At 71.9% G+C, this 12,588-nt stretch carries 15 protein-coding genes; 10 read left to right on the forward strand and 5 right to left on the reverse strand.

The features are described 5' to 3' along the window. The first annotated feature begins 3 nt into the window (after nucleotides 1-3). The 5 genes from HUT12_RS18700 to HUT12_RS18720 all read left to right on the forward strand — a co-directional run bounded on the left by HUT12_RS18700 (nucleotide 4) and on the right by HUT12_RS18720 (nucleotide 2,914). A complete protein-coding gene (locus HUT12_RS18700; protein WP_131052608.1) occupies nucleotides 4-768 on the forward strand; it encodes an SDR family oxidoreductase in 765 nt (254 codons plus the stop codon). Nucleotides 769-845: 77 nt separating this feature from the next. Further along, complete coding sequence (locus HUT12_RS18705) at nucleotides 846-1,247, forward strand: YbaB/EbfC family nucleoid-associated protein (RefSeq protein ID WP_131052607.1); 402 nt, start codon at nucleotides 846-848, stop codon at nucleotides 1,245-1,247. Beyond that, on the forward strand, nucleotides 1,234-1,560 hold the full coding sequence (locus tag HUT12_RS18710) for a type VII secretion target (RefSeq protein ID WP_176094210.1): 327 nt from the start codon (nucleotides 1,234-1,236) through the stop codon (nucleotides 1,558-1,560). The genes HUT12_RS18705 and HUT12_RS18710 overlap by 14 nt, the downstream gene beginning before the upstream one ends. Further along, nucleotides 1,550-2,710 (forward strand): WXG100 family type VII secretion target, encoded by a 1,161-nt coding sequence (locus HUT12_RS32880; protein ID WP_254876877.1) that lies wholly within the window; start codon nucleotides 1,550-1,552, stop codon nucleotides 2,708-2,710. Before HUT12_RS18710 ends, HUT12_RS32880 begins: the two co-directional genes overlap by 11 nt. Nucleotides 2,711-2,713: 3 nt before the next feature. Next, on the forward strand, nucleotides 2,714-2,914 hold the full coding sequence (locus HUT12_RS18720; RefSeq protein WP_176094211.1) for a DUF4926 domain-containing protein: 201 nt from the start codon (nucleotides 2,714-2,716) through the stop codon (nucleotides 2,912-2,914). A 22-nt stretch (nucleotides 2,915-2,936) separates the two neighbouring features. Here HUT12_RS18720 and HUT12_RS18725 read toward each other — a convergent pair whose 3' ends face one another. Next, nucleotides 2,937-3,947 (reverse strand): CehA/McbA family metallohydrolase, encoded by a 1,011-nt coding sequence (locus tag HUT12_RS18725; protein WP_176094212.1) that lies wholly within the window; start codon nucleotides 3,945-3,947, stop codon nucleotides 2,937-2,939. A 169-nt stretch (nucleotides 3,948-4,116) separates the two neighbouring features. Between HUT12_RS18725 and HUT12_RS18730 the strand changes: the two genes are divergently transcribed. The 4 genes from HUT12_RS18730 to HUT12_RS18745 are packed head-to-tail and all read left to right on the forward strand — an operon-like array spanning nucleotide 4,117 to nucleotide 7,374. Next, the gene (locus HUT12_RS18730; protein ID WP_176094213.1) at nucleotides 4,117-5,097 is read left to right on the forward strand and encodes a hypothetical protein; all 981 of its coding nucleotides are present in this window, start codon (nucleotides 4,117-4,119) and stop codon (nucleotides 5,095-5,097) included. Beyond that, entirely contained in the window at nucleotides 5,094-5,537 is a 444-nt protein-coding gene (locus HUT12_RS18735; RefSeq protein ID WP_176094214.1) for an ABA4-like family protein, read from the forward strand. The genes HUT12_RS18730 and HUT12_RS18735 overlap by 4 nt, the downstream gene beginning before the upstream one ends. A gap of 11 nt (nucleotides 5,538-5,548) precedes the next feature. After that, complete coding sequence (locus HUT12_RS18740) at nucleotides 5,549-6,751, forward strand: sensor histidine kinase (protein WP_176094215.1); 1,203 nt, start codon at nucleotides 5,549-5,551, stop codon at nucleotides 6,749-6,751. Then, complete coding sequence (locus HUT12_RS18745; protein ID WP_176094216.1) at nucleotides 6,748-7,374, forward strand: response regulator transcription factor; 627 nt, start codon at nucleotides 6,748-6,750, stop codon at nucleotides 7,372-7,374. The genes HUT12_RS18740 and HUT12_RS18745 overlap by 4 nt, the downstream gene beginning before the upstream one ends. Nucleotides 7,375-7,408: 34 nt before the next feature. On the opposite strand, the gene HUT12_RS18750 is transcribed toward HUT12_RS18745, so the two are convergent. The 4 genes from HUT12_RS18750 to HUT12_RS18765 all read right to left on the reverse strand — a co-directional run bounded on the left by HUT12_RS18750 (nucleotide 7,409) and on the right by HUT12_RS18765 (nucleotide 12,079). Further along, nucleotides 7,409-7,717, reverse strand: a complete 309-nt coding sequence (locus tag HUT12_RS18750; protein ID WP_176094217.1) for a MoaD/ThiS family protein — start codon at nucleotides 7,715-7,717, stop codon at nucleotides 7,409-7,411. After that, entirely contained in the window at nucleotides 7,714-8,829 is a 1,116-nt protein-coding gene (locus tag HUT12_RS18755) for a sialidase family protein (RefSeq protein ID WP_131052878.1), read from the reverse strand. The genes HUT12_RS18750 and HUT12_RS18755 overlap by 4 nt, the downstream gene beginning before the upstream one ends. 208 nt (nucleotides 8,830-9,037) lie before the next feature. Then, a complete protein-coding gene (locus HUT12_RS18760; protein WP_176094218.1) occupies nucleotides 9,038-10,654 on the reverse strand; it encodes a flavin monoamine oxidase family protein in 1,617 nt (538 codons plus the stop codon). A 135-nt stretch (nucleotides 10,655-10,789) separates the two neighbouring features. After that, on the reverse strand, nucleotides 10,790-12,079 hold the full coding sequence (locus tag HUT12_RS18765; RefSeq protein ID WP_131052876.1) for a serpin family protein: 1,290 nt from the start codon (nucleotides 12,077-12,079) through the stop codon (nucleotides 10,790-10,792). Between the two features lie 76 nt (nucleotides 12,080-12,155). On the opposite strand from HUT12_RS18765, the gene HUT12_RS18770 reads away from it, so the two are divergent. Next, entirely contained in the window at nucleotides 12,156-12,491 is a 336-nt protein-coding gene (locus HUT12_RS18770; RefSeq protein WP_131052875.1) for a nucleotide pyrophosphohydrolase, read from the forward strand. Nucleotides 12,492-12,588 lie beyond the last annotated feature (97 nt).

Below are 12,588 nucleotides of genomic sequence, written 5' to 3' on the forward strand. Positions count from 1 at the left end.
ACGATGCACCCACCGATCCTGGTCACCGGCGGTACCGGCACCCTGGGCCGCCTGGTCACCCCGCTGCTGCGCGACGCCGGCCGCCCGGTCCGCGTCCTCAGCCGACGAGGTGGCCGTCCCACCCCCGGCACCGAGCAGGTCCGGGCCGACCTCCTGACCGGCGAGGGCGTGGAGCGAGCGGTACGCGGCGTCGACACCGTGCTGCACCTGGCCGGCGGCCAGAAGGGCGACGACACTATCGCCCGCACCCTGGTCGACGCCGCCCGACAGTCGGACGTACGGCATCTGGTCGTCGTCTCGGTCGTCGGCGCGGACCGCGTCCCGCTCGCCTGGCTGCGGAGCAAGCTGCACGCCGAGGAGGCGATCAGCGGCTCCGGCCTGCCCTTCACCATCCTGCGGGCCGCGCAGTTCCACAGCCTGGTGCTGACCATGGCACAGAAGCTGACCGCCCTGCCGGTGGTGCCGCTGCCCGGTCTGCGGTTGCAGTCGGTGGACGGCCGCGAGGTCGCCGCCCGCCTCGCCGAACTGACCCTGGGCACCCCGGCGGGCCTGGTGCCCGACATCGTCGGCCCCCAGGTGCACACCACCGGGGAACTGATGCGTGGCTACCTGCGGGCCAGCGGGAAGCGTCGACTCACCCTGCCGGTCCGCCTGCCCGGTGCGGCGGGACGCGCCTACCGCGACGGGGCGAACCTGACGCTGCGCGGCGCGACCGTCGGCAGCCGGACCTGGGAGGCGTTCCTCGCCGAACACGTCGCCGCCCGCTAGACCGGCGGGACAGCACGCAGCGCCACCGGTTGGTAACGTGGCGGCGTTCTGCGGTGGTGTCCCCTGGGGAGGGTCGCGTGTGGGCGGACGAGGCGGCGCTGGACGCGACGCAGCGCCGCCTGGACGAATGGGAGTCCGCCGCCGCCGACCGGGCCCGACGAGCACAGTCCCTGGCGGCCCGGGTCGCGGCCCTCACCGGCACCGCGCACAGCCCGGACCGCACCGTCGAGGTCACCGTCGACTCGGCCGGGCTCCTCGTCGACCTGCGGCTGCACGACCGGGTACGCCAACACTCCGCCGCCCACACCGCCCGCCTCATCCTGACCACCACCCGCGCCGCCCACGCGGACCTGCTGCGCCGCGTCACCGCGACGACCCGCGAGACCGTCGGCGCCGACGACCCGACGGGACAGGCCGTCGTCGACTCCTACCGACGGCGGCTGGGCGACGGGCGACGCCACCCCGATGCCGACCGATGACCCGCTCCGGGTCGACCCGGACGAGCTGACCATTCACGCGGCACGCCTCGACCGGCACGCCGACACCCTCGACACCGCCCGCCGGGCCGGGCAGCAGGTCCGGCTCGGCACCGCCGCGTACGGGCAACTCTGCGCGATCATGCCCACGCTGCTCGACGGCCTGCACCAGGTCCTGGTCGACGGCATCGGCACCGCCACCACCTCGGTCCGCGACACGGCCACCCGCCTGCGCACCGGCGCCGACCACTACCGGACCGCCGACGGACGCGCCCGGCACCGTCTCGACCGGGTGCGGGAGCGGCGTGACCGGTAACCCGCTCGTCGCCGCCCCAACGCAGGTCGCACCGAGCGCCTGGGCCGGCGTCTGGATCTGCGAGGACATCGAGCTCATCGCCCGGGGCGTACGCGAGGGAAGCTGGATCGACGGCAGCCTCGGTGTGGTCAGCGCCGGCCTGGACGCCCTCGCCTTCGTCTCCGACCCGGTCGGCGCACTCCTCCAGTACGGTGTCGCCTGGCTCATCGAGCACGTCAAGCCCCTCAGCGAGGCACTGGACTGGTTGGCGGGCGACCCCGCGCAGATCACCGCACACGCCCAGACCTGGCGCAACGTCGCCGCGTCGCTGCGCGCCGAGGCCACCGGGCTCGCCGACGCCGTCCGCACGCAGGTGACCGGTTGGGACGGCAACGCCGGGCGCGCCTACCGCGCCTGGGCCACCGAGCAACACCAGGCCGTCACCGGGCTGGCCCAGGGCGCCGACACGATGGCCGCCATCACCGAGGGCACCGCCGGTCTGGTCGCCGCCGTCCGGCTCCTGGTCCGCGACGCCATCGCCACCTGCGTCTCCCGCCTCACCGTGTACGCCGCCGAACTCGTCGCCACCGCCGGACTGGCCACCCCACTGGTGGTGGAGCAGGTCACCACACTTGTCGCGTCCTGGGCGGCACGGATCGCCAGACTGCTGCGCGGGCTGCTGAACAGCCTCCGGGCGATCATCCCCCACATCCGCCGCCTCGCCGACCTCATCGACCACCTCAAACGCGCCCTGGACAGGCTCCGGCGAGAGCCTCCAGCGCCTCACACGCCTGACGATCCCAGGCCGACCCATACGCCCCGCGATCCCCGTCAGCCTGACTTCACGAGTCCGGACATCGACCCGAAGAAGATCACGGCGTACGCCATGAATCCGGACCATCCCGTCGGCAAGAACAAGTACCGGGTCATCAACTCCGCCACCGGGCTGGGCCCCGACGACTCGGAGTCGATCCTGCGACAGGTCCGCGACGGTGTCCGGGCCGGCAGCCCGTTGCTGGGAAAGTCGGATCAGTTCGGCGAGCGATGGAGCGTCGACCTGCCGCTGTCCGGCCCGAAAGGAACGATCATCGTCCGCACCGCCTGGATACTTGAGAGCGGCACTTCGACGCCCCGCATGGTGACCATCTCGTTCCCACCGAAAGAAGGATGACCGTTGGACCTGTATGACGTGGTCGAGCTGAGGGAGGCCATCCCCGACGAGAACCTGGAACCGGGGGCTGTCGGCACGATCGTGCACGTCTTCGATCACGTTCCGGGCGCGTACGAGGTGGAGTTCGCCGACTCGGACGGGCGAACGGTAGGGATGGTGACCCTCACCCTCGATCAGATCCGCCCGCTCGACGCCCCGTCCTGACTTGTTACGGCGGAGCACGCGTTCAGGTCAGGATGATGGGGTTGGTGAGGGCGGCCATCTGGCGGGTGGGGTGGCGGACCTCGACGCGGACGTGGCCGGCATCGTCCGCCGTGGTGTGCCACCGGGTCGTACCCGTCCCGTCGGGAGACAGCGTCGCACGGTGCACGATGCCACGTTCGGTGTGCAGGGTGACGACACCGGAGGGCACCCCGGACGCCTCGACGCGTACGGTGGCCTGCGCGCCGCCGGTGGGTAGGTGTTGGCCGACGGCGGCGACGTGGTCGGCGGTCGACGCCTCGACCTTGAGGTGGGCGGCGGTCGACTCGGCGATCCAGCTGCGGCCCCGGCGGAGGCCGGCGAGTATCGCTTCGGTGCTCAGGTCCTCGGCGAACACGACGGTGTGCGGTGTGCCGAGTTGGCCGGCGAGATGGGTGTCGCTGTTGCCGACCGCCGGCCGCCAGCGTCCCCGGTGGACGTCGTGGGCCAGGGTGCGTCCCCACTCGGCCAGGGCGGCCTCGTTGTCGGCGTTCCACGGCAGGTCAGATGCCCAGAGGCCGTTCCACACCTCCACCGCGTCGAACCAGCGGTACGGGTAGGCCGACGTCCCTGACGGGTACGGCGCGTACGGGTGGGCCAGCACGCACAGGCCGCCGGTGTGGCGTACCCGATCCAGATGGCGTTCGACGGTGTCGTCACGGATGCCGTAGCCGGAGTCGACGTGCTGCTCCGGCGGGAGTCCGAGGGCCAGCCAGTGGCCGGTGCGGGTGGTGACCTCCTGACCGAGGATCACCAGCAGGTCGTCGCCGGAGTGGGGCGGAGCCCACTGCTCATGGCCACGGACGGTGTCGTGTTCGGTGGTGGCGACGAAGTCCAACCCGAGCGCACGGGCCGCCGCCGTGAGCTGCGGCACGCTCAGCTCCGCGCCCTGGGAGAGCACCGAATGCAGGTGACAGTCGCCCCGATACCAGGCCGGACCCCGGCCCGTGGCCCGCAGGGCCGGGTAGCGCGGCGCGGCGTCCGGTCGGGTGACCATGCCCGGCAGCGTACGCGGATCGCGTCCCCGCCAGGGGGCACTCCCCCGGTCCGGGTCGGAGGTACGGCCGGCACCTCCGACCTGGGTAGGAGACGCCGCTCGAACCGACGGCCGCAGGTGGGGCCGCTGGTCGGGCGCTTCCGGGTCGCCGCCCGAACAGCATCAGGACATGTCTTCCGCGCTGCCCCTGCGGGCACCCTGGCACCGTCCCCTGTTGGTCTTCGTCTCGGCGATGGCGGTCCTCGCCGTCGTCTGCGCCGTCGGTGTCTTCGCCGATCCCCGAGTGCTGACCGGCGCGCCGATCTGGCTCAAGCCGTTGAAGTTCTCCGTCTCGTTGATGCTGTACGGCGCCACCCTGGCCTGGATGCTCACCCTGCTGCCCCGGCGCAGCCGGGTCGCGGAATGGGCCGGCACCGTCGTCGTCGCCATGGGGGTGGTGGAGATGACGATCATCGTCGGGCAGGTGCTGCGCGGCACCACCAGCCACTTCAACGTGAGCAGCCCGCTGAACGCCGCTCTCTGGCAGGCGATGGGGATAGCGATCAACGTGCTGATGGTCGCGCACATGGTCATCGGTGTGGCGGTGCTGCGGCGACCGATCCCCGACCGGGTCGGCCGGTACGCGGTGGGGCTGGGTCTGGGGCTGACGCTGCTCGGCATGCTGACCGCGGTCCCGATGACGATGAACGGCGCGGAATCGGCTGTCGCCGGGATCGTCGGGGCGCACAGTGTCGGCGTACCGGACGGTGGCCCCGGGTTGCCGGTCCTGGGCTGGAGCACCACCGGTGGGGACCTGCGGATCCCGCACTTCGTGGGCATGCACGCGTTGCAGGTGCTGCCGGTCCTGGCCCTGCTGCTGGGCCGGTTCCGCAGCGGGCGGCTGGATCAGCGTGTCCAGGTGCGGCTGCTGGTGGTCGCCGGTACGGCGTACGGTGCGGGAACTCTGCTCCTGACCTGGCAGGCGTTGCGTGGACAGCCGCTGCTGGAGCCGGACGCGCTGACCCTGGGCGCCGCCGCGGCGCTGCTGGTCGCGACCGTGGTCGCCGTCGGTGCGGTGCTCGCGCGCCCGCGTCGACCCGAACCGGTGGCCGCGCCCGTCGACGGCAGCCCGGCGCAGGCCGACGCCGCGAGGGACGAGGTGACGGTGTGACCGGCGCCCTGTTCACGCTGACGTTCGCGCTGGCCGCGCCCTTCTGGGTGCTGATGATCCTGCTGCCGCGCTGGCACATGACCAGCCGGATCATCGCCTCGCCGCTGATCGTGGCCCCGGTCCTGGTGATCTACACGGTGCTGGTGCTCCCCGCGTTGGGCGACGTGCTGCCGGCGGTGGCCTCGCCGACCCTGGACGGCATCCGCGACCTGCTGGGCACCGACGACGGTGCGGCGGCGGCCTGGGCGCACATGATCGCGTTCGACCTCTTCGTCGGGGCGTGGGCGTGGCGGGACAGCCGCGAGCGGCGGGTGCCCGCGCTGGTCATGGCGCCGGTGCTGGTGTCGACGATTCTGCTCGGGCCGATCGGGCTGGCCGTCTATCTGGCGGTGCGTACCCGCTGGACCCGGCCGGTCTCAGCGCCGAGCAGCAGGGCCTAGGCTTGGTCACCGTGGGATGGCTGGGTCGCTTGTTCGACGCGCGGGACGCCCGTGTGCGGATGGTCCTGGTCATCATCGCGGGCGTCTTCTACCTCTCCTTCGGTGGGCTGCACGCCGGTACGCCCACCACCACGCAGTTGGTCCTGGCGGTGGCCGCGTTCACCGCCGGGCTGCTGCTGTTCCGCCGGCTGGTGGGCAACCTGCTGGTGCAGGTGGCGCTGCTGGCGGTCGCGATCCACGTCATCGACGACGTGATGATCAACCAGGTGGGCGCCGGGTGGGCGTTGCTGGAGTTGACCGTGCGGGCGCGCCGGACCCGCACGATCTGGTGGGGCGCCGGTCTGCTGGCCCTGGTCGACCTGACCGGTGTGCGGGGCGAACCGGTCGAGTGGCTTCTCGCCGCGGCGTCCGGGCTGGTGGTGGACGTCGGCGTGCCGGTGCTGCTGGGCCTGGTCATCCGGACCACGCAGGAGCTGGGCCGGCAGGCGCAGCAGCGCGCCGAGGAGGAGCAGCGGCGGCGCGAGTCGGAGAACCGCGCCGCCCGGGCCGACGAGCGCAGCGCCATCGCGCGGGAACTGCACGACGTCGTCGCGCACCACGTGGCGTCGATGGTGCTGCGGGTCGGCGTGGCCCGGCACGTGCTGACCGATCTGGATCCCCGGGTGGACGAGGTGTTCGACGACGTGCACGGAACCGGCAGCGCCGCCCTGGCCGACCTGCGCCGGCTGGTCGCGGTGCTGCGCGACCCGGACGGCGTACGCGGCGACGCGGCACTCACCGCGATCGAGCCGTCGGCGGTACCGGCCGCGATCGGCGCGGCGGTGGACCGGGCCCGTCAGGCCGGGGTGACGGTGGAGGCGGAGGTCGACCCGGCGGTCGCGTCACTCGACGCGGTCCGGGGCCTGGCGGTGCTGCGCCTGACCCAGGAGTCGCTGACCAACGTCGCCAAGCACGCAGGCGCCGCCGCGCTGGCCCGGCTGAGCGTCACCGTGGTCGACGGCGCGGTGCACCTGGAGGTGACGGACAACGGGCGCGGCGCGGTCCCGACGGCGGTGCCGGCGGGCGGCGGCCACGGCATCACCGGGATGCGGGAACGGGTCGAGGTCCTCGGCGGGCACCTGGAGGCGGGGCCGACCGGCAGCGGCTGGCGGGTCCGTACGGTGCTGCCCGCCACGCCGGACCGCGACGTGCCGCACCCGGTGGAGGCATCATGATCCGCGTACTGCTGGTGGACGACCAGCACCTGATCCGCGCCGGGTTGCGCATGCTCTGCGACGCGCAGCCCGACATCGAGGTGGTCGGTGAGGCCGACAACGGCCGCGAGGCGATCACGTTGGCGGCGCGGTTGGTCCCCGACGTGGTGGTGATGGACCTGCGCATGCCGGGCGTCGACGGCATCACCGCGACCAGCCGCATCCTGGCCGACCGGCCCGCCATCCGGGTGCTGGTGTTGACCACGTTCGGCGACGACGACCACCTCTATCCGGCGCTCACCGCCGGCGCCTGTGGGTTCCTGCTCAAGGACGCGCCCCCCACCGAGCTGCTGGAGGGCGTCCGGCGGGCCGCCGCCGGGGACAGCCCGTTCAGCCAGGACGTGCTGCGCCGCCTCGTGACTCGGGCGGTGCACGCCCGCGCCGAGACACCGGCACCGGTCGACGGTCTGACCGCTCGGGAGCAGGACGTGCTCGACCTGGTCGCGGAGGGACTGTCCAACGGGGATATCGCCGAGCGGCTGCACATCGGCGTGACCACGGTGAAGACCCACATCACCAGCCTGATGACCAAGACCGGCAGCCCCAACCGGGTCCGGCTGGCGCTGTTCGCCCGAGGGCTGTGACGGTCGGCTCTCCCCCGGCCGCGACGGAGGCCCGCTATCCGCCGGCCATCGCGCCCAGGACGATGTACGGTTCCGCGCCGGTGAGCACCTCCTCGGGCAGCGGTGCGTCGGGTGGGGAGTGCGAGAGGTCCTCCTCGCAGGCGTAGAAGCGGACGAAGGCGCGACGTCTGCCGCTGTGCCGGTCCCGGATGGTGCCGAGCAGCATCGGATAGCGCGCCTCCAACGCGTCCAGCACCAGGCGCTGGGTGGCCGGCCCCCCGTCCGGACCGGCCACCTCCAGGCGTACCTCGCCGGTGACCTTGGCGAGGGTCTTCAGGTGGGCCGGGAGGACGACCCGGATCACGGCAACACCTGGACTTCCACGGAGAGCACCGGGGGCAGGTCCCGGACGATCGGCGCCCAGGTGTCGCCGCCGTTCGCCGAGTGGTAGACCTGCCCGCCGGTGGTGCCGACGTAGATGCCGCACTCGTCGAGCGTGTCGACCGCCATCGCGTCGCGCAGGACGTTGACGTAGCAGTCGGACTGCGGCAGCCCGGTGGTCAGCGGCTCCCACTCGTCGCCGCCGGTGCGACTGCGGTAGACCCGCAACCGCCCCTCCGGTGGGTAGTGCTCGGAGTCGCTCTTGATCGGTACGACGTAGATCGTCTCCGGCTCGTGCGCGTGCACCGCGATCGGGAACCCGAAGTCCGAGGGCAGGTCGCCGCTGATCTCACGCCAGTTCGCACCGGCGTCGTCGCTGCGCATCACGTCCCAGTGCTTCTGCATGAACAGCGTGTCCGGCCGCGACGGGTGCTGGGCGATGTGGTGGACGCAGTGGCCCACCTCGGCGTCGGTGTCGGGGATCTCCCCCGACCGCAGGCCCTTGTTGATCGGCAGCCAGCTCGCGCCCGAGTCGTCGCTGCGGAACGCGCCCGCCGCCGAGATGGCGGTGTAGATCCGGCCCGGGTGCACCGGGTCCAGGATGATCGTGTGCAGGCAGAGACCACCGGCGCCGGGCTGCCACGACGGGCCGGTCCGGTGGGTCCGCAACGCGGTCAGCTCGGTCCACTTCTGGCCGCCGTCGTTCGAGACGTAGAGGGCGGCGTCCTCGGCACCGGCGTACACGGTGTCGGGGTCGTCGCGGGACGGCTCCAGGTGCCAGATCCGCTTGAACTCCCACGGGCGCGGCGTGCCGTCGTACCAGAGGTGCTCGCCGACCTCGCCGGTGTACGCGAAGTCGTTGCCGACGGTGGCCCACGTCTTACCGCCGTCGTCGGAGCGCTGGATCAACTGCCCGAACCAGCCGCCGGACTGTGAGGCGTAGAGCCGGTCCGGGTCGGCCGGTGAGCCGGTGAGGTGGAAGATCTCCCAGCCGCCGAAGTGCGGCCCGTCGACAGTCCAGTCGGCGCGTCGACCGTCCGAGGTGAGCAGGAACGCGCCCTTGCGGGTGCCGACCAGCACCCGTACGCCGGTCATCGCGGCTCTCCGTGGCGCGTGGTGCCGACCTGGTGTGGTGTGTGTTGTCGTGTGGCCATGTCGCCATTCTCCTGTCGTGTCCGATGAACCCCGATTGCCACGCCGGTGCCGTTCACTGACGGTCATACCGGCCGGGTACGACAAGTTCCGGCCGGTGGGCGCGCGACACCCGTCCGCCCGGCGGGCAGACGAGGAGGGGTCGGACAGCTCAGGTCGACATCACGCGGGCGTGCAGGTCGGACACGACCTTGCGGGCCGACTCGAAGGCACCGGCCTGCCAGGCGATGTAGTGGCTGAGGTGATCACCGGCGAAGTAGACCCGACCGTCCGGCTCCAGCAGCCGCCCGTAGTGCCCACCGCTGGTCCGCGAGGGCCACGACATCCAGCCGCCCTCGCTGTGGCGGGTCCGCTCCCAGGCCACCGAGAACGACGCCTCCACCTCGCTGCGGTACGCCTCGCCGTGGATCTTCACCCCCTGGGCGACGGCGCGGGCCTCCCGCTCGGCGGGCGGCAGGGCCGCGTACGACTGGGCGTTGGCACCGAAGTTGTAGTAGCCGATGACCAGACCCTTCGCGCCGTGGTAGCCGTAGGACGGGTACCAGATCGCGGACAGGTCCAGGTTGGTGTTGGTGATGCCGGCGTAGATGTTCTCGTCCTGCTCCCACCAGCGCCGCCGGTACTGCAACCCGATCTTGCCGGTGGCGGTCGGCACCGCGTAGTCGAGGGCGGCCCGCACCGGCTGGGACAGGTTCGACGGGATCCGCGCCAGCACCGGCGGCGGAATCGTGCAGACGCAGAAGTCCGCAGTGACGGTCCGCACCCGACCGCCGGGTCCGGCGTGGACGACCGAGACCCCGGAACCGGTGTTCGAGATCGACCGCACCTCCGCGCCGTAGCTGATGCGTCCGCGCCCCACGGCCTCCTCCAGGGCGTACGCGATGCGATCCATTCCGCCGACCGGCTGGAACATCAGCATCGCCTGGTCGTAGCCGAACTCGAAGGAGAAGTACCGGCCGACGCCGCTGGCCAGCACGTCCGGCAGGGAGTACGGGGTCAGTTTCGGCGTACCCGCCTCGTTGCCGGCGCCCGGTTCGACCTGGTAGCCACGGCGGTTGGTGCCCGCGTACCGCCAACTGGCCGCCGGGTTCCCCGCCACCCGGCCGCCGATGGCGCCGAATCCGCGCAGGAACTCCAGCAGACGTTCCTTGTCGTCGGCGGTGAGCTGCCCGTCGAGCGCACCCTGGTCGGTGGCCTTGGCGAGCAGTTCGGAGACGTACCCGTAGACGTCCGCCTTCGCCTCGCGGTGCCGGATCGGTGTGCCGGAGAGCGGACCGACGTCCTCGTTGTAGTAGTAGCCGTCGGCGTTCTGGTTGCCGAAGATCTCGACCGGCACACCCAGCTCCCGGCAGTAGTCCATGGTCACCATGTGCTGGGCGATCCGCGCCGGACCGGCGTTCATGTACTGCCCACCGGTGAACCGGGCGCGCTGGGTGTGCCCGTCGAGGTCCGTCTCGCTGGTGCCACCACGCACCGTCCAGTTACGCCCACCCGGGCGGCTGCGCGCCTCCAGCACGGTCACCCGGTAACCCGCCTTGCCGAGCTCGTACGCCGTGGTCAGTCCGGCGATGCCCGCGCCGAGCACGACGACGGACTTCGCGGAGCGGCCGGTCAGCGTGAAGTCCGACCGGTTCGGGGCGCGGAACGGCGGCGCGGCCTGCGCGGCGGGGGCCAACCCGAGCGCGCCCATCGTCCCGTAGAGCACCCCGGCACCGCCGGATACCCCGACCGCCTGGAGAAACTGCCGTCGCGTGGTGGGTGTCGTCATCGCCGCCTCCTTGATCGATGGACGACGATCTCAGCGGCGTGTTTCATCGGCGTAGCCCATCGGTAACACCCGCCCGACCGGCCAGCGCGCGCCACCGGGCAGGCGGCGGGCGCCCGGATCAGCGAGGAGGCCGCCCTACGGGCCGGTGACCAGCGGGTCGTGCACCCGCCCGAGGAACAGCGGCACACCGGTGAACCGGTCGTGGATGACGTACAGGAACGGCCGGTTCACGAAGAACTGCGGACCCTGCGGGATCGACGGCGGCCGTACGATGACAGCCGACGCGGCCGCCGCCTCCGTGCCCTTCTCGTCCACGGCGATGAACGTCTCGTGCAGCACGTCGTCGATGCTCAGGGCCGGTTCGGTGCTCATGCCGGTGAAGTCGGCCCGCGAGCTGAACGCGGTCGGCATGCCGAGGTTGCCCAGCGCGGCAGCCAACTCCGCCGGCAGGCGGAAAGTCCACCGGGGCAGGCGCAGTTCGACGAGGGCGTTCCGGAAGCCGGTGAGCAATGCACCCAGCCACGTGACGTCGAGGTTGGCCTCGATCGCCGCCAGGTCGTTGCGGGTCGGCATGACGATCGCCATGCCCAGTCCGTCACCTGCGAACGGCACGTCGACCGCGCGCCACCCATCGCCCTCCTGGTAGCCCATCCCGTCGAAAGGCCCACGCATCATCGCGACGTCGACACCGGCACCGTCGTCCCTGGTGAACCGCTCCGTCGCCGTGGCCGTCGCCCTGAACGGGTAGAGCCAGGCCGCCTTCAGATAGGTCGTGTTGGTGAGGATCAGACTGGTGTCGGGGGTCGGGACACCGGAGGGCAACAGCTCCGGGATCTTCGCGTTGGTCCGATCGGACACCCAGGTGTTGATCTCCTGGCGGGTCGCCTCCGGAGCGCCCCGGAAGTCGACCGGGTGCGGCGCGGCACCGTAGTAGCCGGCCAGAGTGTTCTGGAAACCGTGGCGCAGGCCCAGGTCGAGCCTCGTCCACAGAGCGTTGGCCGTGGTCAGCAGGGGCCGCGCGACGCCGTCACCGTTCTGGTACCGGTTGGCGAGCGACTGTGCGACGGTGTTGAGCCCGCTGTCGAGCGCGCCGGGCCGCGGATTCGGCGCGTGGAGCACGGCATCCATCTCGTCCGCCGTGGTCGAGCGGGCACCCGCCCGCGTCATCGCGAGTGCGAGATTGACCGAGTACGGCGCGCACACCACGTTACCGCCGGGGCGACTCGATGCCAGCTCGCGGTAGAGGTCGGCGGAGAAGCCGCGTACCGCAGTCGCGGCGGCGGCCATCGCGGCCGGGTCGGGCGGGACGCGGGTCGGTTCTGTCGAGGTGGACGACTCGTTCCACCAACGGGAACGGTCTCGGGTGGCGGTTAGCGCGGCGGCGGCGAGCGGCACCGTCCGCAAGAGAGATCGACGCGACACCATACATTGATGGTAGTCGAAGTATGTGCGGTAGGGCCAGGTCGACGGTTCGCGGCCCGCACCGTGAGACCATGCCTCGGTGAAAGACCTGACCGAGCGGGTACGCGCCTTTGCCGACGAGCGGGACTGGCAGCAGTTCCACACGCCCAAGAACCTCACCATGGCCCTCGCGGGCGAGGTCGGCGAGTTGCTCGCCGAGTTCCAGTGGCTCACCCCCGAGCAGGCGAGCGCGGTCATGGCCGACCCCGAGGCGGGTGCCCGCGTACGCGCGGAGATCGGCGACGTGATGATCTACCTGACGCGACTCGCGGACGTCCTCGACATCGACCTGGAGGACGCCGCCCGGGACAAGCTCACCGAGGTCGCCACCCGCTATCCCGTCAGCGAGGCCAAGGGTTCGGTGGCGAAGCGGTAGCGGTGCGTGCGGAGAAATGATCTCTCCGCTAAAGTCCGGCGCGTACAGGCGCGTAACGACGGGCTTCCGGCGCCGACCGGACACGCCCCCCATGCGC

The organism is Verrucosispora sp. NA02020 (genome assembly GCF_013364215.1).
Taxonomy (GTDB): Bacteria; Actinomycetota; Actinomycetes; order Mycobacteriales; family Micromonosporaceae; genus Micromonospora.

What these genes read in the sequence shown, in the direction of transcription:
- HUT12_RS18700 (WP_131052608.1), top strand. Translation starts at nt 4, where the DNA reads ATGCACCCACCGATCCTGGTCACCGGCGGTACCGGCACCCTGGGCCGC.
- HUT12_RS18710 (WP_176094210.1), top strand. Translation starts at nt 1,234, where the DNA reads ATGCCGACCGATGACCCGCTCCGGGTCGACCCGGACGAGCTGACCATT.
- HUT12_RS18725 (WP_176094212.1), bottom strand. Translation starts at nt 3,947, where the DNA reads ATGGTCACCCGACCGGACGCCGCGCCGCGCTACCCGGCCCTGCGGGCC.
- HUT12_RS18730 (WP_176094213.1), top strand. Translation starts at nt 4,117, where the DNA reads ATGTCTTCCGCGCTGCCCCTGCGGGCACCCTGGCACCGTCCCCTGTTG.
- HUT12_RS18745 (WP_176094216.1), top strand. Translation starts at nt 6,748, where the DNA reads ATGATCCGCGTACTGCTGGTGGACGACCAGCACCTGATCCGCGCCGGG.
- HUT12_RS18755 (WP_131052878.1), bottom strand. Translation starts at nt 8,829, where the DNA reads ATGACCGGCGTACGGGTGCTGGTCGGCACCCGCAAGGGCGCGTTCCTG.
- HUT12_RS18760 (WP_176094218.1), bottom strand. Translation starts at nt 10,654, where the DNA reads ATGACGACACCCACCACGCGACGGCAGTTTCTCCAGGCGGTCGGGGTA.
- HUT12_RS18765 (WP_131052876.1), bottom strand. Translation starts at nt 12,079, where the DNA reads ATGGTGTCGCGTCGATCTCTCTTGCGGACGGTGCCGCTCGCCGCCGCC.